The organism is Klebsiella sp. GG_Kp175, assembly GCF_040062325.1.
GTDB lineage: Bacteria > Pseudomonadota > Gammaproteobacteria > Enterobacterales > Enterobacteriaceae > Klebsiella > Klebsiella quasipneumoniae.
Map to the genome: position 1 here is coordinate 57206 of NZ_JBEAFX010000004.1, position 25273 is coordinate 82478.

26 protein-coding genes are annotated in these 25273 nt (G+C 58.3%); 21 read left to right on the plus strand and 5 right to left on the minus strand.

Going from position 1 to position 25273, the window contains the following annotated elements:
• The first annotated feature begins 32 nt into the window (after positions 1–32).
• From ABLU73_RS08895 to ABLU73_RS08985, 19 genes are all read left to right on the plus strand, one after another.
• Positions 33–986, plus strand: coding sequence for a beta-ketoacyl-ACP synthase III (locus ABLU73_RS08895; protein WP_002899288.1), 954 nt, complete (start codon positions 33–35; stop codon positions 984–986).
• Positions 987–1001: 15 nt separating this feature from the next.
• Positions 1002–1931, plus strand: coding sequence for an ACP S-malonyltransferase (gene fabD / locus ABLU73_RS08900; RefSeq protein WP_004204563.1), 930 nt, complete (start codon positions 1002–1004; stop codon positions 1929–1931).
• A 12-nt stretch (positions 1932–1943) separates the two neighbouring features.
• Positions 1944–2678, plus strand: coding sequence for a 3-oxoacyl-ACP reductase FabG (gene fabG, locus ABLU73_RS08905; protein WP_002899294.1), 735 nt, complete (start codon positions 1944–1946; stop codon positions 2676–2678).
• Positions 2679–2888: 210 nt separating this feature from the next.
• A complete protein-coding gene (acpP, locus tag ABLU73_RS08910) occupies positions 2889–3125 on the plus strand; it encodes an acyl carrier protein (protein WP_000103754.1) in 237 nt (78 codons plus the stop codon).
• An 88-nt stretch (positions 3126–3213) separates the two neighbouring features.
• Positions 3214–4455, plus strand: a complete 1242-nt coding sequence (fabF, locus tag ABLU73_RS08915) for a beta-ketoacyl-ACP synthase II (RefSeq protein ID WP_002900666.1) — start codon at positions 3214–3216, stop codon at positions 4453–4455.
• A 125-nt stretch (positions 4456–4580) separates the two neighbouring features.
• Positions 4581–5390 carry an aminodeoxychorismate lyase gene (gene pabC / locus ABLU73_RS08920; RefSeq protein ID WP_264923434.1) on the plus strand — a complete coding sequence of 270 codons (810 nt, stop codon included), beginning with the start codon at positions 4581–4583 and terminating at the stop codon, positions 5388–5390.
• 1 nt (position 5391) lies between these two features.
• Positions 5392–6414 (plus strand): cell division protein YceG, encoded by a 1023-nt coding sequence (gene yceG, locus ABLU73_RS08925; protein WP_004204565.1) that lies wholly within the window; start codon positions 5392–5394, stop codon positions 6412–6414.
• Positions 6404–7045: a dTMP kinase gene (gene tmk, locus ABLU73_RS08930; protein ID WP_004204566.1), complete on the plus strand. Its 642-nt coding sequence runs from the start codon at positions 6404–6406 to the stop codon at positions 7043–7045. The genes yceG and tmk overlap by 11 nt, the downstream gene beginning before the upstream one ends.
• Positions 7042–8046 (plus strand): DNA polymerase III subunit delta', encoded by a 1005-nt coding sequence (gene holB, locus ABLU73_RS08935; protein WP_017900729.1) that lies wholly within the window; start codon positions 7042–7044, stop codon positions 8044–8046. Before tmk ends, holB begins: the two co-directional genes overlap by 4 nt.
• 10 nt (positions 8047–8056) lie before the next feature.
• Positions 8057–8851, plus strand: coding sequence for a metal-dependent hydrolase (locus ABLU73_RS08940; RefSeq protein ID WP_004204569.1), 795 nt, complete (start codon positions 8057–8059; stop codon positions 8849–8851).
• A 296-nt stretch (positions 8852–9147) separates the two neighbouring features.
• Complete coding sequence (gene ptsG, locus ABLU73_RS08945; protein WP_002900680.1) at positions 9148–10581, plus strand: PTS glucose transporter subunit IIBC; 1434 nt, start codon at positions 9148–9150, stop codon at positions 10579–10581.
• Between the two features lie 261 nt (positions 10582–10842).
• Positions 10843–11199 carry a purine nucleoside phosphoramidase gene (gene hinT / locus ABLU73_RS08950; protein WP_004204571.1) on the plus strand — a complete coding sequence of 119 codons (357 nt, stop codon included), beginning with the start codon at positions 10843–10845 and terminating at the stop codon, positions 11197–11199.
• A gap of 4 nt (positions 11200–11203) precedes the next feature.
• On the plus strand, positions 11204–11578 hold the full coding sequence (locus ABLU73_RS08955) for a YcfL family protein (protein WP_004204572.1): 375 nt from the start codon (positions 11204–11206) through the stop codon (positions 11576–11578).
• A gap of 21 nt (positions 11579–11599) precedes the next feature.
• Complete coding sequence (gene lpoB, locus ABLU73_RS08960; RefSeq protein WP_072096711.1) at positions 11600–12238, plus strand: penicillin-binding protein activator LpoB; 639 nt, start codon at positions 11600–11602, stop codon at positions 12236–12238.
• Positions 12219–13046 carry a thiamine kinase gene (gene thiK / locus ABLU73_RS08965; protein WP_264923433.1) on the plus strand — a complete coding sequence of 276 codons (828 nt, stop codon included), beginning with the start codon at positions 12219–12221 and terminating at the stop codon, positions 13044–13046. Before lpoB ends, thiK begins: the two co-directional genes overlap by 20 nt.
• Positions 13047–13069: 23 nt before the next feature.
• Positions 13070–14080, plus strand: coding sequence for a beta-N-acetylhexosaminidase (nagZ, locus tag ABLU73_RS08970; protein ID WP_072140424.1), 1011 nt, complete (start codon positions 13070–13072; stop codon positions 14078–14080).
• Between the two features lie 35 nt (positions 14081–14115).
• Complete coding sequence (gene ycfP, locus ABLU73_RS08975) at positions 14116–14658, plus strand: alpha/beta hydrolase YcfP (RefSeq protein ID WP_002900775.1); 543 nt, start codon at positions 14116–14118, stop codon at positions 14656–14658.
• A gap of 244 nt (positions 14659–14902) precedes the next feature.
• Complete coding sequence (locus ABLU73_RS08980) at positions 14903–16207, plus strand: NAD(P)/FAD-dependent oxidoreductase (protein ID WP_008805997.1); 1305 nt, start codon at positions 14903–14905, stop codon at positions 16205–16207.
• A gap of 193 nt (positions 16208–16400) precedes the next feature.
• Positions 16401–16940 (plus strand): glycine zipper 2TM domain-containing protein, encoded by a 540-nt coding sequence (locus tag ABLU73_RS08985; RefSeq protein ID WP_002900781.1) that lies wholly within the window; start codon positions 16401–16403, stop codon positions 16938–16940.
• Positions 16941–16997: 57 nt separating this feature from the next.
• Here the strand turns inward: ABLU73_RS08985 and ABLU73_RS08990 are convergent, their stop codons facing one another.
• Positions 16998–19187 (minus strand): TonB-dependent siderophore receptor, encoded by a 2190-nt coding sequence (locus ABLU73_RS08990; protein WP_128335616.1) that lies wholly within the window; start codon positions 19185–19187, stop codon positions 16998–17000.
• 69 nt (positions 19188–19256) lie between these two features.
• Between ABLU73_RS08990 and ABLU73_RS08995 the strand changes: the two genes are divergently transcribed.
• The gene (locus ABLU73_RS08995; protein WP_004140642.1) at positions 19257–19379 is read left to right on the plus strand and encodes a hypothetical protein; all 123 of its coding nucleotides are present in this window, start codon (positions 19257–19259) and stop codon (positions 19377–19379) included.
• 51 nt (positions 19380–19430) lie between these two features.
• On the opposite strand, the gene ABLU73_RS09000 is transcribed toward ABLU73_RS08995, so the two are convergent.
• Together ABLU73_RS09000 and ABLU73_RS09005 are read right to left on the minus strand one after the other, a co-directional pair.
• On the minus strand, positions 19431–20066 hold the full coding sequence (locus tag ABLU73_RS09000) for a TetR/AcrR family transcriptional regulator (protein WP_004204579.1): 636 nt from the start codon (positions 20064–20066) through the stop codon (positions 19431–19433).
• Positions 20063–20182, minus strand: coding sequence for a hypothetical protein (locus ABLU73_RS09005; RefSeq protein WP_048294479.1), 120 nt, complete (start codon positions 20180–20182; stop codon positions 20063–20065). Before ABLU73_RS09005 ends, ABLU73_RS09000 begins: the two co-directional genes overlap by 4 nt.
• Before the next feature lie 133 nt (positions 20183–20315).
• Here ABLU73_RS09005 and bhsA point away from each other — a divergent pair, with 133 nt between their 5' ends.
• Complete coding sequence (gene bhsA / locus ABLU73_RS09010; protein WP_002900788.1) at positions 20316–20573, plus strand: multiple stress resistance protein BhsA; 258 nt, start codon at positions 20316–20318, stop codon at positions 20571–20573.
• A 128-nt stretch (positions 20574–20701) separates the two neighbouring features.
• Here the strand turns inward: bhsA and ABLU73_RS09015 are convergent, their stop codons facing one another.
• Together ABLU73_RS09015 and mfd are read right to left on the minus strand one after the other, a co-directional pair.
• A complete protein-coding gene (locus ABLU73_RS09015; protein WP_017898955.1) occupies positions 20702–21655 on the minus strand; it encodes a L,D-transpeptidase family protein in 954 nt (317 codons plus the stop codon).
• A gap of 164 nt (positions 21656–21819) precedes the next feature.
• Positions 21820–25266, minus strand: coding sequence for a transcription-repair coupling factor (mfd, locus tag ABLU73_RS09020; protein WP_048294481.1), 3447 nt, complete (start codon positions 25264–25266; stop codon positions 21820–21822).
• Positions 25267–25273 lie beyond the last annotated feature (7 nt).

The following is a 25273-nucleotide window of genomic DNA, read 5'->3' on the forward strand; positions in this document are numbered from 1 at the left end:
CGGGTATATTACCCAAGAGTGACTGAGCGTACATGTATACGAAGATTATTGGTACCGGCAGCTATCTGCCCGAGCAAGTGCGTACAAACGCCGACCTGGAAAAAATGGTAGAGACCTCTGACGAGTGGATTGTCACCCGCACAGGTATCCGTGAGCGTCGTATTGCCGCAGCGCATGAAACAGTTGCTACGATGGGCTTTGAAGCCGCAAAGCAGGCGCTGGCGATGGCGGGCGTGTCCGCGGAGCAAATTGGTCTGATCATTGTTGCGACCACCTCCGGCACGCACGCGTTTCCGAGTTCGGCATGCCAGATTCAGTCTATGCTGGGTGTCAAGGGCTGCCCGGCGTTTGACGTCGCGGCCGCCTGCGCCGGTTTCACCTATGCGCTGAGCGTCGCCGATCAGTATGTCAAGAACGGCGCGGTGGACTATGCGCTGGTCGTCGGCGCCGATGTGCTGGCGCGCACCTGCGATCCGGCCGATCGCGGGACGATTATTATTTTCGGCGATGGCGCCGGGGCGGTGGTGCTGGGCGCCTCCGAAGAGCCTGGCATTATCTCGACGCATCTGCATGCTGATGGTAGCTATGGCGAACTGCTGACCCTGCCGAACGCCGATCGCGTCGATCCGGAAAATCCGATCTATCTGACGATGGCCGGCAATGAAGTCTTCAAAGTGGCGGTCACCGAGTTAGCGCACATCGTTGATGAGACGCTGGCCGCGAATAATCTCGAACGTTCAGCGCTGGACTGGCTGGTGCCGCACCAGGCAAACCTGCGGATCATCAGCGCGACGGCGAAGAAACTGGGCATGTCGATGGATAACGTCGTAGTGACCCTCGACCGCCATGGCAACACCTCCGCGGCGTCAGTCCCTTGCGCGCTGGATGAGGCCGTCCGCGATGGCCGCATTCAACGTGGGCAGCTGATTTTGCTGGAAGCCTTTGGTGGCGGTTTCACCTGGGGTTCCGCGCTGGTTCGTTTTTAGTATAAGGATTTAAACATGACGCAATTTGCTTTTGTGTTCCCGGGACAGGGCTCGCAGGCCGTAGGCATGCTGGCCGATATGGCGGCGACCTGGCCGGTCATTGAAGAGACCTTCGGTGAAGCTTCCGCAGCGTTGGGTTACGATCTGTGGGCGCTGACGCAACAGGGCCCGGCAGAAGAACTGAATAAGACCTGGCAGACCCAGCCAGCGCTGCTGACCGCCTCCGTGGCGCTGTATCGCGTCTGGCAGCAGCAGGGCGGCAAAGCGCCGGCGCTGCTGGCTGGCCACAGCCTCGGCGAATACTCCGCGCTGGTTTGCGCGGGCGTTATCGCTTTCGCTGATGCCGTTCGCCTGGTTGAACTGCGCGGCAAATTCATGCAGGAAGCTGTACCGGAAGGTACTGGCGCCATGTCAGCGATTATCGGTCTGGACGACGCGGCTATTGCCAAAGCCTGTGAAGAATCGGCCGAAGGGCAGGTCGTCTCTCCGGTGAACTACAATTCCCCGGGCCAGGTGGTTATCGCCGGTCACAAAGAGGCCGTTGAACGCGCAGGCGCCGCCTGTAAGGCCGCGGGCGCTAAACGGGCGCTGCCGTTGCCGGTGAGCGTGCCGTCTCACTGTGCGCTGATGAAGCCAGCAGCGGAGAAACTGGCGCTTGAGCTGCAGAAAATCACCTTCAACGCGCCGACGATCCCGGTGGTAAATAACGTCGATGTGAAGTGCGAAACCGCGCCGGACGCCATTCGCGACGCGCTGGTACGCCAGCTGTATAGTCCGGTTCAGTGGACTAAAACCGTTGAGTTTATGGCTGCTCAGGGCGTAACGCATCTGTATGAGGTTGGCCCGGGTAAAGTCCTCACCGGCCTGACCAAACGTATTGTTGACACCCTGACCGCTTCCGCGCTTAACGAGCCGGCGGCGATGTCTGCGGCGCTTGAGCAATAAAAGAGGAAAACCATGAGTTTTGAAGGAAAAATCGCGCTGGTTACCGGTGCAAGCCGCGGTATTGGCCGCGCCATCGCTGAAACGCTCGTCGCCCGCGGCGCGAAAGTTATCGGTACTGCGACCAGCGAAAGCGGCGCGCAGGCGATCAGCGACTATTTAGGCGCCAACGGTAAAGGTCTGATGTTGAATGTGACCGACCCGGCATCTATTGAATCTGTTCTGGAAAATGTGCGCGCAGAGTTTGGCGAAGTGGATATCCTGGTGAATAATGCCGGGATCACTCGCGACAACCTGTTAATGCGCATGAAAGATGACGAGTGGAACGATATCATCGAAACCAACCTGTCATCGGTTTTCCGTCTGTCAAAAGCGGTAATGCGCGCTATGATGAAAAAGCGTCATGGACGTATTATCACTATCGGTTCTGTGGTTGGTACCATGGGAAATGCGGGTCAGGCCAACTACGCTGCGGCGAAAGCGGGTCTGATCGGCTTCAGTAAATCACTGGCGCGTGAAGTTGCGTCCCGCGGTATTACTGTAAACGTTGTTGCTCCGGGCTTTATTGAAACGGACATGACGCGTGCGCTGACCGATGAGCAGCGTGCGGGTACGCTGGCGGCAGTTCCTGCGGGGCGCCTTGGCACCCCAAATGAAATCGCCAGCGCGGTTGCATTTTTAGCCTCTGACGAAGCAAGTTACATTACTGGTGAAACCCTGCACGTCAACGGCGGAATGTACATGGTCTGACCGAGATTTGTGCAAAACGTTCAGGAACCGCGCACTTCGCACGGTTCTCTGTGCGGTTTTGTGCGAAAAGATTTGCGTTCTTAGGGCAAACGGCCTCAAAATAGCGCAAAATCGTGGTAAGACCTGCCGGGATTTAGTTGCAAATTTTTCAACATTTTATACACTACGAAAACCATCGCGAAAGCGAGTTTTGATAGGAAATTTAAGAGTATGAGCACTATCGAAGAACGCGTTAAGAAAATTATCGGCGAGCAGCTGGGCGTTAAGCAGGAAGAAGTTACCAACAATGCTTCCTTCGTTGAAGACCTGGGCGCTGATTCTCTTGACACCGTTGAGCTGGTAATGGCTCTGGAAGAAGAGTTTGATACTGAGATTCCGGACGAAGAAGCTGAGAAAATCACCACCGTTCAGGCTGCCATTGATTACATCAACGGCCACCAGGCGTAAGTGAACATCTCCAGGCGGTCATTCGACCGCCTGAGTTTTATCTTTATTTGTCCCACAAGAATCTATTTTCCCTCCCTGGAGGACAAACGTGTCTAAGCGTCGTGTAGTTGTGACCGGACTGGGCATGTTGTCTCCTGTCGGCAATACCGTAGAGTCTACCTGGAAAGCTCTCCTTGCCGGTCAGAGTGGCATCAGCCTGATCGACCATTTCGATACTAGCGCCTATGCAACGAAATTTGCTGGCTTAGTAAAGGATTTTAACTGTGATGACATCATCTCGCGCAAAGAGCAGCGCAAGATGGATGCCTTCATTCAATATGGAATTGTCGCTGGCGTTCAGGCCATGCAGGATTCTGGCCTTGAAGTGACGGAAGAGAATGCTACCCGTATTGGTGCCGCAATCGGCTCTGGTATTGGCGGTCTCGGCTTGATCGAAGAAAACCACAGTTCGCTGGTCAACGGCGGACCGCGTAAGATCAGCCCATTCTTCGTTCCCTCCACAATTGTTAACATGGTGGCCGGCCATCTGACCATCATGTTTGGTCTGCGTGGACCAAGTATCTCCATCGCGACCGCCTGTACTTCAGGCGTGCACAACATCGGTCAGGCTGCGCGCATCATCGCCTATGGCGATGCCGATGCGATGGTGGCAGGCGGTGCGGAAAAAGCCAGTACCCCGCTTGGCGTGGGCGGCTTTGGCGCAGCGCGGGCGCTCTCCACGCGCAATGACAACCCGCAGGCGGCAAGCCGTCCGTGGGATAAAGATCGCGACGGCTTCGTGCTGGGCGACGGCGCGGGCATGGTGGTGCTGGAAGAGTACGAGCACGCAAAAAAACGCGGTGCGAAAATCTACGCCGAGATCGTCGGCTTCGGCATGAGCAGCGATGCTTACCATATGACGTCACCGCCGGAAGATGGCGCGGGCGCCGCGCTGGCGATGGTGAATGCCATTCGCGATGCGGGCATTGAACCGGGCCAGATCGGCTACGTCAACGCCCACGGCACCTCGACGCCGGCTGGCGATAAAGCGGAAGCGCAGGCGGTTAAGTCTGTCTTCGGCGATGCGGCGAGCCGCGTACTGGTGAGCTCCACCAAATCCATGACCGGGCATCTGCTGGGCGCGGCAGGGGCGGTAGAGTCGATTTACTCTATCCTGGCGCTGCGCGATCAGGCGGTTCCGCCGACGATCAACCTCGACAACCCGGATGAGGGCTGCGACCTCGACTTCGTTCCGCACGAAGCGCGTCAGGTTTCCGGTATGGAGTACACCCTGTGCAACTCCTTCGGCTTTGGCGGCACTAACGGTTCGCTGATCTTCAAAAAAGTGTGACAGGGCTTGCCCCGGTACTGCTTTAACAAAAGGCCCGATTGTCGGGCCTTTTTTATTCGGCTTTCTCCGCTTGTCCTCTGCTCCGTGTCCTGAGACACTCACCGACCAGTGAAAAGGAGTCCTTTATGTTCTTGATAAATGGCGTTGAACAGGACACGCTGGCGGTGAACGATCGCGCCGTCCAGTTTGGCGACGGTTGTTTTACCACTGCCCGTATACAGCATGGACAGGTTGCGTTACTGGACGCCCATCTGCAGCGTTTGCAGACAACCTGCGAAAAATTACGCATCCCGTTTGACGACTGGCTGACGCTAAGCGACGAGATGCAGCGTCTGGCTCGACCGCACGCGCAGGGCGTGCTTAAGGTGACCCTTACCCGCGGCGTTGGGGGAAGGGGATACAGCACGGCGGGCTGTGCGCCGCCCACCCGTATTCTGAGCGACTCTCCGCTTCCGGCGCACTACGCGCGCTGGCGGGAGGAGGGCATTACCCTGACCCGGAGCCCGGTGACCCTGGGGCGCAACCCCTGGCTGGCTGGCCTGAAGCATCTTAATCGTCTGGAGCAGGTGCTGATTCGCTCTCATCTTGAACAGACGGACGCCGATGAGGCGCTGGTCCTTGACAGTGACGGGTGGCTTACGGAATGCTGTGCCGCGAATTTATTCTGGCGTCAGGGACGGGATGTATTTACTCCGCGACTCGATTATGCCGGGGTCAACGGCATAATGCGGCAGCGCTGTATCGCGCAGCTGGCACCATCGACGTTTCGCGTTGTCGAAGTGACAGCGCGTCCCGAGGCGTTGCGGGAGGCCGATGAAGTGCTGATCTGCAATGCGCTGATGCCGCTGGTGCCGGTTCGTCGCTGGGATGAGACCGTCTGGTCCTCGCGCGAGCTTTACCATTTTTTAGCCCCTTTGTGTGAGCTGTCTGGTTAGTATGAAGAAAATGTTACGTTTTATCCTGTTGCTGGTGGTGCTGTTGGGCATCGCCGCGGCGGCAGGAATGTGGAAGGTACGCCAGCTGGCGGACAGCAAGCTGCTGATTAAAGAAGAGACCATCTTTACCCTCGAAGCCGGCACCGGCCGGCTGGCGCTGGGGCAGGATCTCTATCGCGAGAAGGTGATCAATCGCCCGCGCGTGTTCCAGTGGCTGCTGCGGATGGAGCCTGAGCTGTCTCACTTCAAGGCCGGGACCTATCGCCTCACGCCGCAAATGACGGTGCGCGAGATGCTGCAGCTGCTGGCCAGCGGCAAAGAGGCGCAGTTTCCGCTGCGCTTTGTCGAAGGCATGCGCGTCAGCGACTACCTTCGTCAGCTGCGCGATGCTCCCTACGTGAAGCACACGCTTGAAGACGATAGCTACGCGACGGTGGCTAAGGCGTTAGGTCTTGACCATGCCGACTGGGTGGAAGGCTGGTTCTGGCCGGACACCTGGATGTACACCGCCAATACTAGCGACATCGCCATCCTCAAGCGCGCGCATCAGAAAATGGTCACTGAAGTGGCGAAGATTTGGGAAGGACGGATGGATAATCTGCCCTATGCCGATCAGAATCAGCTGTTGACCATGGCCTCGATTATTGAGAAAGAGACCGCGGTGGCGGAAGAGCGCGATCGCGTCGCGTCGGTATTTATCAACCGCCTGCGCATCGGCATGCGCTTACAGACCGACCCAACGGTGATCTACGGGATGGGCGAAGGGTATAATGGAAAGTTAACGCGTAAGGATCTGGAGACGCCGACCGCGTACAATACCTATACCATCAGCGGCCTGCCGCCAGGCCCTATCGCGGTGCCGGGCGAAGCGTCGCTGAAGGCGGCCGCCCATCCGGCGAAAACACCATACCTCTATTTTGTCGCCGACGGGAAAGGGGGCCATACGTTTACCACAAACCTGGTCAGCCATAACCGCGCGGTGCAGGACTATCTGAAAGTACTTAAGGAAAAAAATGCGCAGTAACTATATCGTCATCGAGGGGCTGGAGGGCGCCGGGAAGACCACCGCACGTCAACTGGTGGTGGAGACGCTGCAGTCGGCAGGTATTCACGATATGGTGTTTACCCGTGAGCCGGGGGGCACAATCCTTGCTGAAAAACTGCGTAGCCTGGTGCTGGATATCCAGTCCACGGGCGATGAAGTGATTAACGATAAAGCGGAAGTGCTGATGTTTTACGCGGCGCGCGTCCAACTGGTGGAGACGGTGATTAAACCTGCTCTGGCTCGCGGCCAGTGGGTGATCGGCGATCGTCACGATCTCTCCACCCAGGCCTATCAGGGCGGCGGCAGGGGCATTGACCGCACGATGCTGGCGACGCTGCGCGACGCCGTTCTCGGCGATTTTCGTCCCGATTTGACGCTGTACCTCGACGTTACGCCGGAAGTGGGGCTGCAGCGCGCCCGCGCCCGCGGTGAACTGGATCGCATTGAGCAGGAGTCGATGAACTTCTTCAATCGTACCCGCGCGCGCTACCTTGAGCTGGCTGCGGCAGATCCTTCTATCCGCACGGTGGATGCGACGCAGCCGCTGGATGCCGTCGCGCGCGATATTCGCGCCACGATCGCCCAGTGGATGGCGGAGCAACCGGCATGAAATGGTATCCGTGGCTGCGCCCCTCGTTCGAACAACTGGTCGGTAGCTATCAGGCCGGACGTGGCCACCACGCCTTACTGTTACAGTCTCTGAGCGGGATGGGCGGCGAGGCGTTGATTTATGCGCTGTGCCGCTTCCTGATGTGCCGCCAGCCTGAAGGGCATAAAAGCTGCGGTCACTGCCACAGCTGCCAGCTGATGCAGGCCGGTACGCACCCCGATTACTATCCGCTGAGCCCTGAGAAAGGCAAGAGCGCGCTGGGTATTGACGCGGTGCGCGATGTCAACGACAAGCTCTATGAGCGCGCGCGCCTCGGTGGGGCGAAGGTGGTATGGATTAGCGATGCCGCCTTGCTGACCGATGCTGCCGCCAACGCGTTGCTGAAAACGCTGGAGGAGCCGCCGGAAAATACCTGGTTCTTCCTCGCCTGCGAGGAGCCGGCGCGTCTGCTGACCACCCTGCGCAGTCGCTGCCGCCTGCACCACCTGTCGCCGCCGACGGAATCTTATGCCCTGGCCTGGCTGGAGCGTGAGGTGAACCTGCCGCAGGAGGCGCTGCTGACCGCGTTACGTCTGTGCGCCAGCGCGCCGGCCGCGGCGCTCGAGCTGCTTAAGGAGCCGCAGTGGACGGCGCGACAGCAGCTGTGTCAGGCGCTGGCGACCACACTGGCAAGCGGTGACTGGCTGGCGCTGCTGCCGATACTCAATCATGAACAGGCGGCGGTTCGCCTGCACTGGCTGGCATCGCTGCTGGTCGATGCGCAAAAACGACAGCAGGGAATTGCCCTGGTGAGTAACCCGGATGTCTGGCCGCTGCTGGAGCAGCTGGCGCACAGTCTGCCCGCCGCCCGGCTGCAGGCGATTGCCCATGACGTCTGTACCTGCCGCGAGCAATTGCTGAACGTCGTCGGCGTCAACCGCGAACTGCTGCTCACCGAGCGCCTGCTGCGCTGGGAACATTACCTGCAACCCGGGACGGTTTTACCCGTCTCCCACCTCTGAGTGAGACATTATGTTTTTAGTCGACTCCCACTGCCATCTTGATGGTCTGGATTATCAAACCCTGCACAAAAACGTCGATGACGTACTGGCAAAAGCGGCCGCACGCGATGTGAAATTTTGCCTGGCGGTCGCCACGACGCTGCCTGGCTACCGCAGTATGCGCGAGCTGGTAGGAAGGCGTGACAACGTCGTCTTCTCCTGCGGCGTGCACCCGTTAAACCAGGATGAGCCCTACGAGGTGGAGACGCTGCGCACGCTGGCGGCGGAAGAGGGCGTCGTCGCGATGGGAGAGACCGGACTGGACTATTTTTATACCCCGGAAACCAAAGTCCAGCAGCAAACTTCGTTCCGTGACCATATCCGCATCGGCCGGGAGCTGAACAAGCCCGTGATCGTGCATACCCGTGACGCTCGCGCCGATACCCTGGCCATTTTACGCGAAGAAAAGGTGACGGATTGCGGAGGCGTACTACACTGTTTCACTGAGGACAGGGAGACGGCGGGTAAGCTGCTCGACATGGGGTTCTATATCTCGTTTTCCGGTATCGTCACTTTCCGTAACGCCGAGCAGCTGCGCGATGCGGCGCGCTATGTTCCGCTGGATCGTCTGCTGGTGGAGACCGATTCGCCATACCTGGCGCCGGTACCCCATCGCGGCAAAGAGAACCAGCCGGCGCTGGTGCGTGACGTTGCTGAATACATGGCGGTACTGAAGGGTGTGTCGCTGGAGCAACTGGCTCAGCAAACCACCGACAATTTTGCCACGCTGTTCCACATTGACCCCGCCCGCTTGCAACCTGCTTGATCTGCTTATTATTTTAAGGCTCGTAATTAATAGCCAAAGCGAGTAAAGTTCACCGCCACAAAAGTGGCGGTGAAGGTTTTTTGGCAACATCTGGATACAACTTATGTAAGCTGATGTAAATTTTTACCGGAAGGCTGATTGAAACGTGATAGCCGTCAAACAATCATCCCGTTAATTATTTTACTCTGTGTAATAAATAAAGGGCGCTTAGATGTCCTGTCCACGGCGCGGTTCTCCCCCCGGGCCAATGCGTGAAAACGTAAAAAAGTACCAAATACTCAGGAGCACTCTCAATTATGTTTAAGAATGCATTTGCTAACCTGCAGAAGGTCGGTAAATCGCTGATGCTGCCGGTATCCGTACTGCCTATCGCAGGTATCCTGCTGGGCGTCGGTTCCGCAAACTTCAGCTGGCTGCCAGCCGTGGTCTCCCACGTTATGGCAGAAGCAGGCGGTTCAGTTTTCGCCAACATGCCGCTGATCTTCGCTATCGGTGTGGCCCTCGGCTTCACCAATAACGACGGTGTATCCGCACTGGCTGCAGTGGTAGCTTACGGCATCATGGTGAAAACCATGGCGGTGGTTGCGCCGCTGGTGCTGCATTTACCTGCTGACGAGATTGCGGCAAAACACCTGGCTGATACCGGCGTGCTTGGCGGTATTATCTCCGGTGCTATCGCCGCGTACATGTTCAACCGCTTCTACCGCATCAAGCTGCCAGAATATCTCGGCTTCTTTGCGGGCAAGCGCTTTGTACCGATTATCTCTGGTCTGGCCGCTATCTTCACCGGCGTGATCCTCTCCTTCATTTGGCCGCCGATCGGTTCCGCGATCCAGACCTTCTCCCAGTGGGCTGCTTATCAGAACCCGGTGGTGGCGTTTGGTATCTACGGTTTCATCGAGCGTTGCCTGGTGCCGTTTGGTCTGCACCACATCTGGAACGTTCCTTTCCAGATGCAGATCGGCGAATACACCAACGCGGCTGGTCAGGTATTCCACGGCGATATCCCGCGCTACATGGCAGGCGACCCGACCGCGGGCAAACTGTCTGGCGGCTTCCTGTTCAAAATGTACGGTCTGCCGGCAGCGGCTATCGCGATTTGGCACTCTGCTAAACCGGAAAACCGCGCCAAAGTGGGCGGTATCATGATCTCCGCCGCGCTGACCTCGTTCCTGACCGGTATCACCGAGCCGATCGAGTTCTCGTTCATGTTCGTGGCGCCGATCCTGTACGTTATCCATGCCATCCTGGCGGGTCTGGCGTTCCCGATCTGTATCCTGCTGGGTATGCGTGACGGTACTTCGTTCTCTCACGGCCTGATCGACTTTATCGTGCTGTCCGGTAACAGCAGCAAGCTGTGGCTGTTCCCGATCGTCGGTATCTGCTATGCGATCGTGTACTACGTCATTTTCCGCGTGCTGATTAAAGCCCTGGATCTGAAAACCCCGGGTCGTGAAGATACCACCGAAGAGAGCAAAGCTGGCGCAACCAGCGAGATGGCTCCGGCTCTGGTCGCCGCTTTCGGCGGTAAAGAGAACATCACCAACCTCGACGCATGTATTACTCGTCTGCGTGTTAGCGTGGCGGATGTAGCGAAAGTTGACCAGGCTGGCCTGAAAAAACTGGGCGCCGCTGGCGTGGTAGTGGCAGGTTCTGGCGTACAGGCCATCTTCGGTACCAAGTCCGATAACCTGAAAACTGAAATGGATGAGTACATCCGTAACAGTTAAGACGTAGTATCGGGGAGACTAAGGCAGCCAACTGGCTGCCTTTTTTACGTGACCAGATCGGCCTTCCAGAGGCGATAACCCCGCAAACTGTCCGCCAAATGCTTATTCCCTCAGCAGCTAAGTCTATAGTTGAATAAGAAAAAGAGCTTTCAGGTTGAAAGAGAGGGAGGATGTCGCTCATACTCTTACCGGAACCTGTGCGTCTGCGTTTATCTGCAGAAGCAGGCCAGCGTACGGGATAAAACTAATAAGGAATCAGTCATGGCAGAAGAAACGATTTTCAGCAAAATCATTCGCCGGGAGATCCCGTCGGATATTGTTTATCAGGATGAGCTTGTGACCGCTTTTCGCGACATCTCCCCGCAGGCGCCCACCCACATTCTGATTGTCCCGAACGTTCTGATTCCTACCGTAAATGACGTCACCACCGAACATGAGCTGGCTCTGGGCCGGATGATGACCGTCGCGGCGAAGATTGCCCGCGATGAAGGCCTCGCCGACGATGGCTACCGGTTGATCGTCAACTGCAACCGCCACGGCGGTCAGGAAGTTTACCATATCCATATGCATCTGCTGGGCGGTCGTCCGCTGGGTCCGATGCTGGCGCACAAAGGCTAACGCCATGCTCAGGACCCTTTTGGGCGCGTGTCTGGCGGCGGGGCTGCTGGCCGGATGTAGTTCACACCCGGAGATCCCGGTTTCTGACCAGCAGGCGCTGGTGATGGAGTCGAGCGTGCTGGCCGCCGGGATCAGCGCCAGCGAACCTGTCGTCGTGGCGACGGAGATCCAGGCCACCGCCTCCTCTACGCTGTATAACGAGCGCCAACAGCCGGTCACCGTGCATTATCGTTTTTTCTGGTATGACGCCCGAGGGCTGGAGATGCACCCCCTGGAGGCGCCGCGCACCATCGTGGTCCCGGCTCGCTCCTCGGTGACGTTGTATGGCAGCGCCAATATCCTGGGGGCGCATAAGGCCCGCCTTTATCTTTATCTGTAAGGGGTAATTATAATGATGAAAATGTGTCGCTATGCGTTAATCACAGCACTGGCGATATTCCTCGCAGGCTGTGCGGGGCTGCGTGAGCAGCCCGCGCCGGTAGAAGAGGCCAAACCGCAGCCGCAGCAGCCTGCGCAGCCGCAGCCCACGGTGCCGACGGTACCGGCGGTGCCCTCCGTCCCGTCGCAGCCAGGACCGATTGAGCATCAGGATCAGCAGTCGGGTCAGCCGGCGCCGCGCGTGCGTCATTATGACTGGAACGGCGCGGTGCAGCCGATGGTGGGACAGATGCTGCAGGCGGGCGGGGTCAATGCCGGCAGTATTCTGCTGGTTGACAGCGTGAACAACCGCACCAACGGTTCGCTGAATGCCGGAGAAGCCACCACCGCGTTACGTAACGCGCTGGCGGGCAACGGCAAATTTACCCTTGTTTCACCGCAGCAGCTGGCGGTCGCCAAGCAGCAGCTGGGCCTGTCGCCGCAGGACAGCCTCGGCAGCCGCAGCAAAGCCATGGGCATCGCCCGCAACGTGGGCGCGCAGTATGTGCTTTATTCCAATGCCACTGGCAACGTCAACGCGCCCGAGCTGAAGATGCAGTTGATGCTGGTGCAAACCGGCGAGATTATCTGGTCAGGTAAAGGTGCGGTTCAGCAACAATAAGCTAACGCGCGACGAGCTCTTGTCGCGCTTCTTTCCCCACTATCATCCTGTCGTCTCGCTGAGCCAGACCGGCCTCAGCGGCGGCAGTGTGATTATCAGCGATGGCGACCAGCGACGAGTGCTGCGTCAGCCGCACGACCCGTCTGCCGCTGCCTGTTATTTTCGCCGTCAGTATCATGCGCTGCGCCGGCTGCCTGCCAGGCTGGCGCCCAATCCTCTGTTTTACTCGCCCTGCTGGATGGTGGTGGAGTATTGCGCGGGTGAGGTGAAAAGCGAGTTACCTGACTGCCCGCAACTGTCTGGCTTATTGTATGATTTGCATCAGCAACCGCGGTTCGGCTGGCGTGTTAGTCTCGGGCCGCTGCTGGCGCAGTACTGGCAGAGGAGCGATCCGGCCCGGCGCACGCCGCGCTGGCTACGTTGGCATCAGCGGCTGTGCCGCCGGGGCGAGCCTCGTCCTCTGCGACTGGCGCCGCTGCATATGGACGTCCATGCCGGCAATATTATCCACAGCGACGCCGGACTGAAGCTGATCGACTGGGAATATGCCGGCGATGGCGATATCGCGCTGGAGCTGGCCGCCGTGTGGATCGCCCCGGACGAGCGCCGCCAACTGGTGGCGGCATATGCCCGACGGGCGGCTATCGACGCGCAGCAGCTATGGCGGCAGGTGGCGCGCTGGCGTCCGTGGGTACTGCTGCTCATGGCGGGCTGGTATGAAATGCGCTGGCGGCAGAGCGGGGATCGGCAATTTATCATGCTGGCAGATGAAACATGGTGTCAGTTAGACAACGAACGCAAAGGATAAGAGAGGTCAGTGTGGGCCCAGTGATGTTGGATGTTGAAGGGTATGAACTGGATGCGGAAGAGCGAGAGATTCTGGCGCATCCATTGGTGGGAGGGTTGATCCTCTTCACCCGAAATTATCACGATCCGGCGCAGCTGCGCGAGCTGGTGCGCCAGATCCGCGAAGCCTCCCGTAACCATCTGGTGGTGGCGGTCGATCAGGAAGGGGGACGCGTTCAGCGTTTCCGCGAAGGCTTTACCCGTTTACCGGCGGCCCAGTCTTTCGCTGCGCTGCTGGGGATGGAAGAGGGGGGCAAACTGGCCGCCGAGGCCGGTTGGCTGATGGCCAGCGAAATGATCGCCATGGACATCGATATCAGCTTTGCGCCGGTGCTGGACGTCGGTCACATCAGCGCCGCAATCGGCGAACGTTCTTATCATGAAGATCCGCAGAAAGCGCTGACGATGGCGCGTCACGTCATTGACGGCATGCACGCCGCGGGCATGAAAACCACCGGCAAACACTTCCCGGGACACGGGGCGGTGACTGCCGATTCGCACAAAGAAACCCCCTTCGATCCGCGTCCGGCATCGGTTATCCGCGACCACGATATGGCGGTATTCAAAAGCCTTATCGCCGAGCAGCGTCTGGATGCCATTATGCCGGCGCATGTGATTTACCCGGAGCTCGACCCGCGTCCGGCGAGCGGTTCGGCCTATTGGCTGAAAACGGTGCTGCGCGGCGAGCTGGGCTTCGATGGGGTGATTTTCTCCGACGATCTGTCGATGGAGGGGGCAGCGATCATGGGCAGCTATGCCGAACGCGGCCAGGCATCGCTCGACGCCGGTTGCGATATGATACTCGTCTGCAATAATCGTAAGGGCGCGGTCAGTGTGCTGGATAACCTGTCGCCGATCAAAGCAGAGCGTGTTACGAAATTGTATCATAAAGGTTCCTTTTCCCGTCAGGAGTTAAGGGATTCAGCCCGTTGGAAAACGGTGAGTGCCCAGCTGGAGCAGCTTCATGCGCGCTGGCAAGAGGCGAAGTCCGCGTAACGCTCTGCGGGGCGTTGTTGTCTGGTGAGGATGCGATGATTATCTATTTACACGGTTTTGACTCGAACAGCCCCGGTAACCACGAGAAGGTGATGCAGTTGCAGTTTATTGACCCTGACGTGCGGTTGATAAGCTACAGCACGCGCCATCCCAAGCACGACATGCAGCATCTGCTGAAAGAGGTTGATAAAATGCTGCAGCTTACCGCCGATGACCGGCCGCTGATCTGCGGCGTTGGACTCGGCGGTTACTGGGCGGAGCGGATTGGTTTCCTGTGCGATATCCGTCAGGCGGTGTTCAATCCGAACCTGTTTCCGCATGAGAATATGGAAGGCAAAATCGACCGACCGGAAGAGTATGCTGACATCGCCACCAAATGCGTGACCAACTTCCGCGAAAAGAACCGCGATCGCTGTCTGGTGGTGCTTTCCCGACAGGACGAAGCGTTGGACAGCCAGCGTTCCGCCGACCTTCTGCACCACTATTATGAAATTATCTGGGATGAAGAGCAGACCCATAAGTTTAAAAACATTTCGCCGCATCTGCAGCGGCTGAAAGCGTTTAAAACCCTCGGTTAAGCCTTTTCCCCTGTCTCCAAACCCGCGCCGGGTTCGCCGCGCGGGTTTTTTCATGTCTACACTTATTGGTTTCGCTGAAAAAATACGCGACAAAACTTGATGCACATCAATTTTGGTATGACCAATGCACCGTTCATGGTATTCTCGACAGTGCTGAATGGTTTCATTGACGTAACTTGTTGTTAAATAAAGGCTATTTTAATAACTTTTATTTAACAATTGGTTAATAATTTTAGGGGTACACATGACTACGCCATTGAAAAAAATCGTAATTGTGGGTGGCGGCGCAGGCGGACTGGAACTGGCAACTCAGCTGGGGAAAAAGTTAGGGCGCCATAAGAAAGCGAAAATCACCCTGGTGGACCGTAACCACAGCCATCTGTGGAAGCCGCTGCTGCACGAAGTGGCCACCGGTTCTCTGGATGAAGGTGTCGATGCGCTGAGCTATCTGGCCCATGCCCGCAACCACGGCTTCCAGTTCCAGCTGGGGTCGGTGGTCGATATCAATCGCGAAGGGAAGACCATCACCCTCGGCGAGCTGCGCAATGAAAAAGGCGAGCTGCTGGTGGCTGAGCGTAAACTGCCGTACGACACGCTGGTGATGGCGCTGGGCAGTACCTCGAATGACTTCAACACCCCTGGCGTTAAAGAGAATTGCATTTTCCTCGACAACCCGCACCAGGCGCGTCGTTTCCATCAGGAAATGCTCAACCTGTTCCTTAAATACTCCGCGAACCTCGGCGCTAACGGTAAAGTAAACATTGCCATCGTCGGCGGCGGCGCCACCGGCGTGGAACTCTCCGCTGAGTTGCATAATGCCGTGAAACAGCTGCACAGCTACGGCTACAAAGGGCTGACCAACGAAGCGCTGAACGTCACGCTGGTCGAAGCGGGCGAACGCATTCTGCCAGCGCTGCCGCCGCGCATTTCCGGGGCGGCGCATAATGAGCTGACCAAGCTGGGTGTACGGGTGCTGACCCAGACCATGGTCACCAGCGCCGATGCGGGCGGCCTGCACACCAAAGATGGCGAATATATTGAAGCGGATCTGATGGTCTGGGCGGCCGGGATCAAAGCGCCAGATTTCATGAAAGAGATCGGCGGCCTGGAAACCAACCGTATCAATCAGCTGGTGGTTGAGCCGACGTTGCAGACCACTCGCGACGCGGATATTTTCGCCATTGGCGACTGCGCCTCCTGCGCCCGTCCGGAAGGCGGCTTTGTGCCACCGCGTGCCCAGGCGGCGCACCAGATGGCCACCTGCGCGCTGAATAACATCCTCGCGCAGATGAAAGGCAAACCGCTGAAGGCGTACACCTATAAAGACCATGGCTCGCTGGTGTCGCTATCCAACTACTCCACCGTCGGCAGCCTGATGGGCAACCTGATGCGCGGCTCGATGATGGTGGAAGGGCGCATTGCGCGCTTTGTGTACATCTCCCTGTACCGTATGCACCAGATCGCCCTGCACGGCTATTTCAAAACCGGCCTGATGATGCTGGTTGGGCGCATCAACCGCATCATTCGCCCGCGCCTCAAGCTGCATTAATCGCTGTTGCGACCCGGAGCGCGCCCTGGCGGCGCCTCCGGGCTCTTCTGCTGAACCGGCGGCAATCCCGCTCGGAATCCTCTGAATCCCTTTGATTTGCAGCGAATTCTCGCACTTTTCATCCGCTATCTGATTTGCGCCTTCCCGGGTCCGGTTGCAAAATTGTATCAACAGCAACAAAGGAGGATCTCCCGTGAATAAATCTATGTTGGCGGGTATAGGGATAGGCGTGGCTGCCGCGCTGGGCGTTGCAGCTGTCGCTGGTCTCAACGTGTTAGATCGCGGCCCGCAGTATGCGCAAGTGGTCTCCAGCACACCGATTAAAGAAACCGTGAAAACCCCGCGCCAGGAATGCCGCAATGTCACCGTGACCCATCGTCGTCCGGTACAGGATGAAAACCGCATCGCCGGTTCCGTGCTGGGCGCGGTGGCGGGCGGGGTGATTGGCCACCAGTTCGGCGGCGGTCACGGACGCAGCGTGGCGACGGTGGTGGGCGCGCTGGGCGGCGGCTATGCCGGTAACCAGATCCAGGGCGCGATGCAGGACAACGACACCTACACCACCACGCAACAGCGCTGCAAAACGGTGTATGACAAATCCGACAAGATGCTGGGTTACGATGTGACCTATAAGATAGGCGATCAGCAGGGGAAAATCCGGATGGATCACGATCCTGGCAGCCAGATCCCGCTGGACAACAACGGCCAGCTGGTCCTGAACAACAAAATCTAAAAACAGATTTGTGTATTGATTAGCCCCTCAATCGCTCAGGCTGAGGGGCTTTTTTTATCAGAAGGTTAACGAGTAATTCAGACCGAAGGTGCGGCCGCGGCCCTTGTATTCATACAGCGACGAGCTGCCGTAGGTTGGGCTGTAGAGCAGCGGCGCGCGCTGGCCCCAGATGGTGATATAGTCTTCGTTAAGCAGGTTTTCGATACTGAAGGTCAGTTTTCCCACCGGCAGCGCGTAACTGCCGATAAAATCGACGGTGTTATAGCCTTCCAGCTTGTTGCCGGCGGCGTCGCTGAGGTCAAACACCTGCTGGCTCTGCACGCGCAGGCTCCACGGATCCGGCGCCCAGCCCACCCAGGCGGTGGCTTTGGACGGCGAGGCGAGGGTAACGTCCCACTTCTGCCAGCGGCCATCGGTCTGCACCTGTGATTTCAGCACGTTGAAGTTGCCGCCGACGCTCCAGTCGCTGTCCGGAATAAAGTAATCGACCGCACCCTCAACGCCGTAAATACGCCGTTTGTCGGACTGAACATCGATGGTCATATCGGTACGGTTGACGACGATGGTCTTATCCGAAGTCGAGTAATACGCCGCCAGCTGAGTGCGCAGGTTATCGCCGGTATAGCGCCAGCCCAGCTCATACGAGTTAACTTTGATCCCCTGCAGCGGCGAGTCATCGACGTTGACGCTGGAGAGCAGCGGCAGATGACCATTGACCGCCGCGCCGTATTTCCCGATGCCATAGTATTTACCCGGATCCGGCAGCTCAACGCCCTGCGAGAAGTTAAACCAGGTCTGCTGACGCTCGGTCAGATGGGCCACGATCCCGGCGTTAAACAGGAAGTTGTCATAATCGGTTTTGCCGCCTTTGATGGCGTCGGCGGAGCGCGCTTTGCCGTTGGCGATATCCTGTTGCTGGGCGTAGCCGACAAAGTCGTCAACCCGGTTTTCGGTCCACTGGTAGCGAACCCCGCCGCTGAGGGTAAAGATATCGTTCAGATCATAGCTCGACTGCAGGAACGGCGCGACGTTGGAGATACTGTATCCCGGATAGCGGCCGGTGGTGTAGATCGATTCGTTGTGCAGCCCGCCGGACGCCAGCGATTGTTGCAGATCGAAGAACATCTGGTTGGCATTGAAGGTCTCATGATCGGCGTCGAGACCCCAGGTGAGATCCCATCCCGCCAGCGGCTGGCTGTTGAGGGTCAGCTTTGCCCCGTACTGATCGGTATCCTGCTGCGACGAGGAGAAGCTGCTGACCTGACCTTTGCTGAGCGTCGGGAATGGATAGAAGGTGAGGGACTCATCGCGATAGTACACCTGGCTCACCAGATTCTGGCCGAAGAAATCGGCATCGGAGTACTGGAGGCTGATCAGATGGCGCTCGGTGCCGGGGATACGATCGGAATTGAGCCCATCGGTGGTGTACGCTTTGCCGCCGCTGGTGACCGCGGACATATTTTTCCCGAGCCACAGGCCATAGTCATCATCGCCCTGGCTTTTATAGTACTGGGTGACCAGCTGCAGCTGGCGGTTGTCATCGATCTCGATCGTTCCCGTCCCCATGACGTCCAGACGATCAGAGTGCTGGAGCCCCGTTTGGGTGTTATCGAGGATCAGCGCATCGTTATTGCCGTCGTACCAACCGCCGAAACGCTGATAGGCTACCGATAAACGCCCGGACGCGTGGTCTGTCCCGCCGCTGACCGCCGCCGCGACGCGCTCATCATGATCGTTGCTGTTTGCAAACCCGCTCTTGCTGCCCACCTCAAGATCGACCTGGCGATCCTGCTGCCCTTTTTTGGTGACGATGTTGATAAGTCCGCCGGTACTGCCGCCGCCGTACAGCGAGGTTGCCCCGGAGATCACTTCGATATGTTCGATGTTGAACGGGTCGATGGCGTCGAGCTGGCGGCTGTCGGTGCGGGAAGAGTTGAGCCGGACGCCGTCAATCAGCACGACGATGGCGCGCCCGCGCATGTTCATCCCATAGTTGGTGCGCCCCTGGCTGCTGACGTCGATGCCCGGGATCAGCTGCGCCAGCACGTCTTTGAACTCTTTTCCGCCCTGGACCTGCTGCTCAATTTCCTGGCCCTCAATGACCCAGGTGGTTTGGGCCATTTCGGCTACGGTGCGGTGGGTGCGGTTCGCGCTAACGATTATGCTGTCTTCTTCAGACTGAGCCGCCAGCGCAGGCAGCGCGCTGGCCAGCAGCAGAGGGTGGAGCACCCAGAGGCGCTTTTTCATATCCATTCCTTTTATGAGCAAGTTGTTTTGTCGTTGTTATGGGCCGGCGTCGGGCCGGTATTCGTTACAATGCGAAACATCTGGAAAAACTCAAAAAAGGATTTTGCACATAATGAATATCGCAATCAATATCATTTGCGTTTATCTTGCGCGAGAAAAGGTAATAAAAATCAATCTATTTTGTGGGGATAAGCGAAACGGCGGGCGGTTCCGGCGGTTGAACACCGCCGGAAGCGGGGCGCATCAGGACTCGAGAACCAGCGGCCAGAGACGGAGGGTGGTGTCAGTGATTTGCATCAGTTTGTCAAAATCGGCGCCTTCCCGTGCGCTGATGGACATCCCCTGCAGGACACAGTTGAGAAACTGCGCCAGCTGCCCCACGTCGCGGCCCGCGGGCAGTTCGCCCTGCGCTTGCCGCTGCTGCAGAAACTGGGTTAGCGCCTGCTCCTGCATCGCATGGCGGGATTTGATGGTATTGGCGATATCCGTCGAGGAGGCGGCCAGCGCGGCGGAGGTATTGATGATAAAGCAGCCGGCCGGTGTCTCTTTGCTGGTAAAACAGGTGGCGACCGCGGTGAAGTAGTCGCGCAACGCCCGATCGACGGATTTTCCCTCAGCAAACAGCACGGCTTCGTGCTTCGCGGCAAAGCGCGAAATGTAACGGTCCAATACTGCGCGGAACAGTCCTTCTTTATTCACAAATTCCGCATACAGGGTGGGGGCTTTTGCTCCTGTCGCCTCGACCAGATCGGCGAGCGAGGTCGCCTCATAGCCGTGCTGCCAGAAGAGTGTCATGGCTTTGTCCAGCGCCGCATCCCTGTCGAACACCTTCGGTCGGCCACGGCTTTTTTTGGCGCAACTCTGAACGTCAGTTGTCATGATGCCGTTGTACCTATGTTGGTTTGGTGAATCGTCATTATAAAAATAAACGATCGCCGGGGCCAGCGCTGTTGGTTCAAAAACAAATAATTCATATGCGTATGAAAATTAAGCATTTTATAAATAGTTAAACGGTCGTTATAAAAATGCGTTGACGTGTGACTTAGATCACATTAATATTTACCTATCGATCGTTAAGTTAATGCTTACGACCCTACTATAAAATTCATCTGCATAGGTATAATAATCATGAAAACCGTTAATACTCTGGCTATTGCCGCCGTTCTTAGCTCCCTCTCTTTCGCCAGCTTTGCCGCTGTTGAGGTGCAGTCCACCCCAGCCGGCCAGCATAAAGTGGGCACTATCTCAGCTTCCGCAGGGACTAACCTGGGTTCGCTGGAAGACCAGCTGGCGCAGAAAGCGGATGAGATGGGCGCCACCTCATACCGTATTACTTCGGTAACCGGTCCGAATACCCTTCACGGTACCGCGGTTATCTACAAGTAAACCCGATGCGTCGCTGCCCGGCCCCCTTCACCGGTCAGCGATGAGTAAAACCCTGTTGTACCCCTGTTTGACCCTTGCCAACAAAAAACCCGCCTGAAGGCGGGTTTTTTGTTTTCTGCGGTGTGAGGTTACAGCGACTGCGGGCCGGGGTCCGCATGACGGGTGACGTCAATGGGCATGCCCGAGCGGTAATTCATCGCGCGCTCCATCACTGTTCCGTCGGTCTGCGGCGCCTGTTTGAACGCCTTCATGGCCGCGTTAAGCGTAATAGGCAGGGTCTGCGGGTCGTCATCGATATGCTCAGACAGCGGCTGATGGACCTCAACCAGACGGCGACCGTCCGGCTCTACCGACGCCTTGATCGGCGTGTTGATAATATTCACCTTCGTGCCCGGCGAGATGGCGTTGTACAGCGCCTTGATATCGTTGTCGCGCAGACGAATACAGCCGGAGCTGACGCGCATACCGATGCCGAAATCGGCATTGGTGCCGTGCAGGAGATAGACTCCGCCATAGGCGGCGAGGCGGATGGCGTGATGTCCCATCGGGTTGTCAGGACCGGCAGGCACCACCGCCGGCAGCTCAATCCCCATCGCTTTGTAGCGCGCGCGAATGTTGGCGGTTGGCGTCCAGGTCGGATTGGCCCGCTTGTCGGACACGGTCGTAACCATTGTCGGCGTGATGGTGGTTCCGCCCAGCTGGCCGATGCCGATCGGGTAGACGGTCACTTCATTCTTGCCTGGCGGGTAATAGTAGAGGCGCAGTTCGGCAAGGTTAATCACCAGCCCTTCGCGCGGCGCATCGGGCAGCAGCGTCTGCAGGGGGATGGTCAGCACGCTGCCGGCGCGCGGAACGTAGGGGTCCACCCCGGGATTGGCCTGCAGCAGGGCCAGGAAGCCGACATTGTACTTTTTGGCAATCGCCTCCAGCGAACCGCCGTTATCCTGCACCACATGGAACTGATTCTGCCCCACCAGTCGGCTGCCCGGCGGGGGTAGGGGCCAGGTGTTAGCGCGCGCGGGCAGCGCCAGCGCAGCAACCAGCGCGACCAGCGCCAGCATCAAGGGGAAACGGATTCTCATTACCATAACTCCAAAATATATAAGTGGTTATTTTTATATGAAAAAGGAGATGAGATTATGGCGTGAGTCTGTGTGGGGAAATCCAGGCGGATTGCAAAATGTTTGTAAAGATTGCCAGATATGTGGAAAGGGGGATACGGCGTAACGGCCATATCCCCCCGCGATCAGGCGACGGCGTTCTCTTCCAGCTGGCGCATGAACTGGCGAACCCAGTCCATCCGCGTCTTACGCTCCTCGAGATCCTGCATGAACTTCAGGCGCGTCGGCCCGTCCAGGCGGAAGTGCTGCGGCTGCTTCTGCAGCAGGCCAATTAACCACACTGGATTGACGTTGTTTTTCTCGTTAAATTCGATCACGCCGCCTTTTTCGTTACTTTCCAGTTTACGAATCCCCAGCTTCTGCGCCTGCTGACGCAGACGGGCGATATCCAGCAGGTTGCGGGCGGCGTCGGGCAGGCGACCAAAACGATCGATCAGCTCGACTTTGATCTCCTCCAGATCCTGTTCGTTTTTGGCGCTGGCAATGCGCTTATAGAACGACAGGCGGGTATTGACGTCGGGGATGAAATCGTCAGGCAGCAGGGAAGGCATGCGCAGTTCGACTTCGGTCTGCTGGCTGGTGAGATCCTCCAGCGACGGCTCGCGCCCGGCTTTCAGCGCATCCACCGCATTCTCCAGCAACTCCATATACAGGGAGAAGCCGATGGTCTCCATCTGACCGCTCTGATCTTCGCCCAGCAGTTCCCCGGCACCGCGGATCTCCAGATCGTGGGTGGCTAGCGCAAAGCCGGCGCCGAGATCTTCCAGCGAGGCAATGGCTTCGAGGCGCTTTTGCGCATCGGTGGTCATCGCCTTTGGATGCGGCGTCAGCAGCCAGGCATAGGCCTGGTGATGGGAGCGGCCAACGCGGCCGCGCAGCTGGTGCAGCTGGGCGAGGCCAAAATGGTCGGCGCGTTCGATGATGATGGTGTTGGCGGTGGGAATGTCGATCCCGGTTTCGATGATGGTGGTGCACACCAGCACATTGAAGCGCTGGTGATGGAAGTCATTCATCACCCGCTCCAGCTCACGCTCCCGCATCTGACCGTGGCCGATGGCGATCCGCGCCTCAGGCACCAGCTCCGCCAGTTTGTCGGCGGCTTTCTGGATGTTCTCGACGTCATTAAACAGGTAGTAAACCTGGCCGCCGCGCAGCGTTTCACGCAGGATCGCCTCGCGCACCACCAGCGCATCGTATTCGCGAACGAAGGTCTTTACCGCCAGGCGGCGCGCCGGCGGCGTGGCGATGATCGACAGATCCCGCATCCCGCTCATCGCCATGTTCAGCGTTCGCGGGATCGGCGTGGCGGTGAGGGTCAGGATATCGACATCGGCGCGCATCGCTTTGATACGCTCTTTATGCCGCACGCCAAACCGGTGCTCTTCGTCGACGATCAGCAGCCCCAGATCGCGGAGCTTCACCTCGCTCTGCAGCAGCTTGTGGGTGCCGATCAAGATATCGATTTTGCCTTCCGCGGCCTGCTCGAGGATCTGCGCCTGCTCCTTAGCGCTGCGGAAACGGGAGAGCATTTCGATGCGTACCGGCCAGTTGGCGAAACGATCGCGGAAGTTGTCATAGTGCTGCTGAGCCAGCAGGGTGGTCGGCACCAGTACCGCCACCTGTTTGTGGTTCTCCACGGCGAGGAAGGCGGCGCGCATGGCCACTTCGGTCTTGCCGAAGCCCACATCGCCACACACCAGGCGGTCCATGGCCAGCGGCTGGCACATATCGCTGAGGACGGCGTTGATCGCCTGCGCCTGATCCGGCGTGGTTTCAAATGGGAAACCGTCGCAGAACAGCTGATACTGTTCGCGGTCGTGTTTAAAGGCAAAACCGGCTTTCGCTGCGCGCTGGGCGTAGATATCCAGCAATTCGGCCGCGACGTCGCGTACCTTCTCGGCCGCTTTTTGCCGCGCCCGGGTCCAGGCATCGCCGCCCAGCTTATGCAGGGGCGCGTTCTCTTCCGCTCCGCCGGCGTAGCGGCTAATAAGATGCAGGGAGGAGACCGGAACGTATAATTTGGCATCGTTAGCGTAGGTCAGCATCAGGTATTCGCCGGTGATGCCGCCCGCCTCCAGGGTGGTCATCCCCGCATAGCGTCCCACGCCGTGTTCCAGATGAACGACCGGCTGGCCGATATGCAGTTCGGCAAGGTTGCGAATGAGTGTGTCAGGGTTAATGGTGCGACGGGAATCCTGACGACGGCGCGCGACGCGCTCGCCGAGCAGGTCGCTCTCGCAAATCAGCGCCAGGCCGCGCTGGCTGTCGATAAACCCGTGCTCGGCGGCGCCAATCATCAGATAGCGGCCGTTGCCGGTGGCTTCCTCCAGACGCAGCACGTGTTTTGGCGCAACTTTAATCCGCGCCAGCATTTCGCTCAGCGCTTCACGGCGACCCTCGCTTTCCACCGAGAAGATAACCGGGCCGGTAAACGCTTCGAGGAAGCGGCGCAGATTATCCAGCGGCGCTTTGTTTTGCGCCTGGACGGCGATGTCCGGCAGCGTCTGGTAGCCCAGATTGGTATTTGCCGCTTTGTCCGCCAGGCGCTCGGTTTTCAGCTGTACGCGCGGCCACTTTTTCAGTTCGCTAAACAGCTCATCGCTGCGCAGCCACAGCAGTTCCGGCGGCAGGAGCGGGCGCATCGGATCGACGCCGCGGTTTTCAAAACGGGCGCGGGCTTCATTCTGGAAACGCTCCGCGCTGGCCTCGAGATCGCCGGTGTTGACGATCAGCGTGCTGGACGGGAAATAGCTGAATAACGGCGGCAGCGGCTCGCTGAAGAACAGCGGCTGCCAGTATTCGATACCGGCAGGCAGCGTCCCTTTACTGACCTGCTGATAGATATGCTCGGCATCGCGTTTCACTTCAAAGCGGTCGCGCCACTGGCTGCGGAACAGCTCGATGGCGGTCTGATCGGTGGGGAATTCGTGCGCCGGGAGCAGGTTAATGGCCGCCACTTCCTCCAGCGTGCGCTGGCTGTCGACGTCGAACAGGCGCAGGCTGTCGATTTCATCGTCAAAAAAATCGAGGCGGTAGGGCTGGTCGCTGCCCATCGGGAACAGATCGAGCAGCGCGCCGCGGGTAGCATATTCGCCATGCTCCATCACCTGATCGACATGGCGGTAGCCGGCCCCCTCAAGCTGATCGCGCAGCGCATCGCGCGACAGGCGCTGACCCTTTTTCATCACCAGCGCGTGGCCGTGAAGGAAGCTGTGCGGACAGACGCGCTGCATCAGCGTGCTGACCGGGACGATCAGCACGCCGCGCTGCATGGTGGGTAACTGGTAAAGGGTGGCAAGACGGGAGGAGATGATGTCCTGATGCGGTGAGAAGCTGTCATAAGGGAGCGTCTCCCAGTCCGCCAGCCCCATCACCATGCTGTCGGTGAACTGCCTGATCTCGTCGTTCAGACGCAGCGCGTTTTGCATGTCAGGCGCCACCAGCACCACCGGGCCCTTGTGGCGTTCGGCCATCTCCGCCACCAGGGTGGCGCAGGCTGCGCCGGTCAACTCGCCAAGCTGGCGCTGGTCACCGGCTTTCACCGGCAATGAGTATCGATATTGTTCAGGCATAGACGGT

Bases quoted from the DNA above. Each gene is read 5' to 3' on its own strand.
- ABLU73_RS08895 (WP_002899288.1), top strand. From the start codon at position 33: ATGTATACGAAGATTATTGGTACCGGCAGCTATCTGCCCGAGCAAGTG.
- fabD (WP_004204563.1), top strand. From the start codon at position 1,002: ATGACGCAATTTGCTTTTGTGTTCCCGGGACAGGGCTCGCAGGCCGTA.
- fabG (WP_002899294.1), top strand. From the start codon at position 1,944: ATGAGTTTTGAAGGAAAAATCGCGCTGGTTACCGGTGCAAGCCGCGGT.
- acpP (WP_000103754.1), top strand. From the start codon at position 2,889: ATGAGCACTATCGAAGAACGCGTTAAGAAAATTATCGGCGAGCAGCTG.
- pabC (WP_264923434.1), top strand. From the start codon at position 4,581: ATGTTCTTGATAAATGGCGTTGAACAGGACACGCTGGCGGTGAACGAT.
- yceG (WP_004204565.1), top strand. From the start codon at position 5,392: ATGAAGAAAATGTTACGTTTTATCCTGTTGCTGGTGGTGCTGTTGGGC.
- tmk (WP_004204566.1), top strand. From the start codon at position 6,404: ATGCGCAGTAACTATATCGTCATCGAGGGGCTGGAGGGCGCCGGGAAG.
- holB (WP_017900729.1), top strand. From the start codon at position 7,042: ATGAAATGGTATCCGTGGCTGCGCCCCTCGTTCGAACAACTGGTCGGT.
- ABLU73_RS08940 (WP_004204569.1), top strand. From the start codon at position 8,057: ATGTTTTTAGTCGACTCCCACTGCCATCTTGATGGTCTGGATTATCAA.
- ptsG (WP_002900680.1), top strand. From the start codon at position 9,148: ATGTTTAAGAATGCATTTGCTAACCTGCAGAAGGTCGGTAAATCGCTG.
- hinT (WP_004204571.1), top strand. From the start codon at position 10,843: ATGGCAGAAGAAACGATTTTCAGCAAAATCATTCGCCGGGAGATCCCG.
- ABLU73_RS08955 (WP_004204572.1), top strand. From the start codon at position 11,204: ATGCTCAGGACCCTTTTGGGCGCGTGTCTGGCGGCGGGGCTGCTGGCC.
- lpoB (WP_072096711.1), top strand. From the start codon at position 11,600: ATGTGTCGCTATGCGTTAATCACAGCACTGGCGATATTCCTCGCAGGC.
- nagZ (WP_072140424.1), top strand. From the start codon at position 13,070: ATGTTGGATGTTGAAGGGTATGAACTGGATGCGGAAGAGCGAGAGATT.
- ycfP (WP_002900775.1), top strand. From the start codon at position 14,116: ATGATTATCTATTTACACGGTTTTGACTCGAACAGCCCCGGTAACCAC.
- ABLU73_RS08980 (WP_008805997.1), top strand. From the start codon at position 14,903: ATGACTACGCCATTGAAAAAAATCGTAATTGTGGGTGGCGGCGCAGGC.
- ABLU73_RS08990 (WP_128335616.1), bottom strand. From the start codon at position 19,187: ATGAAAAAGCGCCTCTGGGTGCTCCACCCTCTGCTGCTGGCCAGCGCG.
- ABLU73_RS08995 (WP_004140642.1), top strand. From the start codon at position 19,257: ATGCGAAACATCTGGAAAAACTCAAAAAAGGATTTTGCACATAATGAA.
- ABLU73_RS09000 (WP_004204579.1), bottom strand. From the start codon at position 20,066: ATGACAACTGACGTTCAGAGTTGCGCCAAAAAAAGCCGTGGCCGACCG.
- ABLU73_RS09005 (WP_048294479.1), bottom strand. From the start codon at position 20,182: ATGCTTAATTTTCATACGCATATGAATTATTTGTTTTTGAACCAACAG.
- bhsA (WP_002900788.1), top strand. From the start codon at position 20,316: ATGAAAACCGTTAATACTCTGGCTATTGCCGCCGTTCTTAGCTCCCTC.
- ABLU73_RS09015 (WP_017898955.1), bottom strand. From the start codon at position 21,655: ATGAGAATCCGTTTCCCCTTGATGCTGGCGCTGGTCGCGCTGGTTGCT.
- mfd (WP_048294481.1), bottom strand. From the start codon at position 25,266: ATGCCTGAACAATATCGATACTCATTGCCGGTGAAAGCCGGTGACCAG.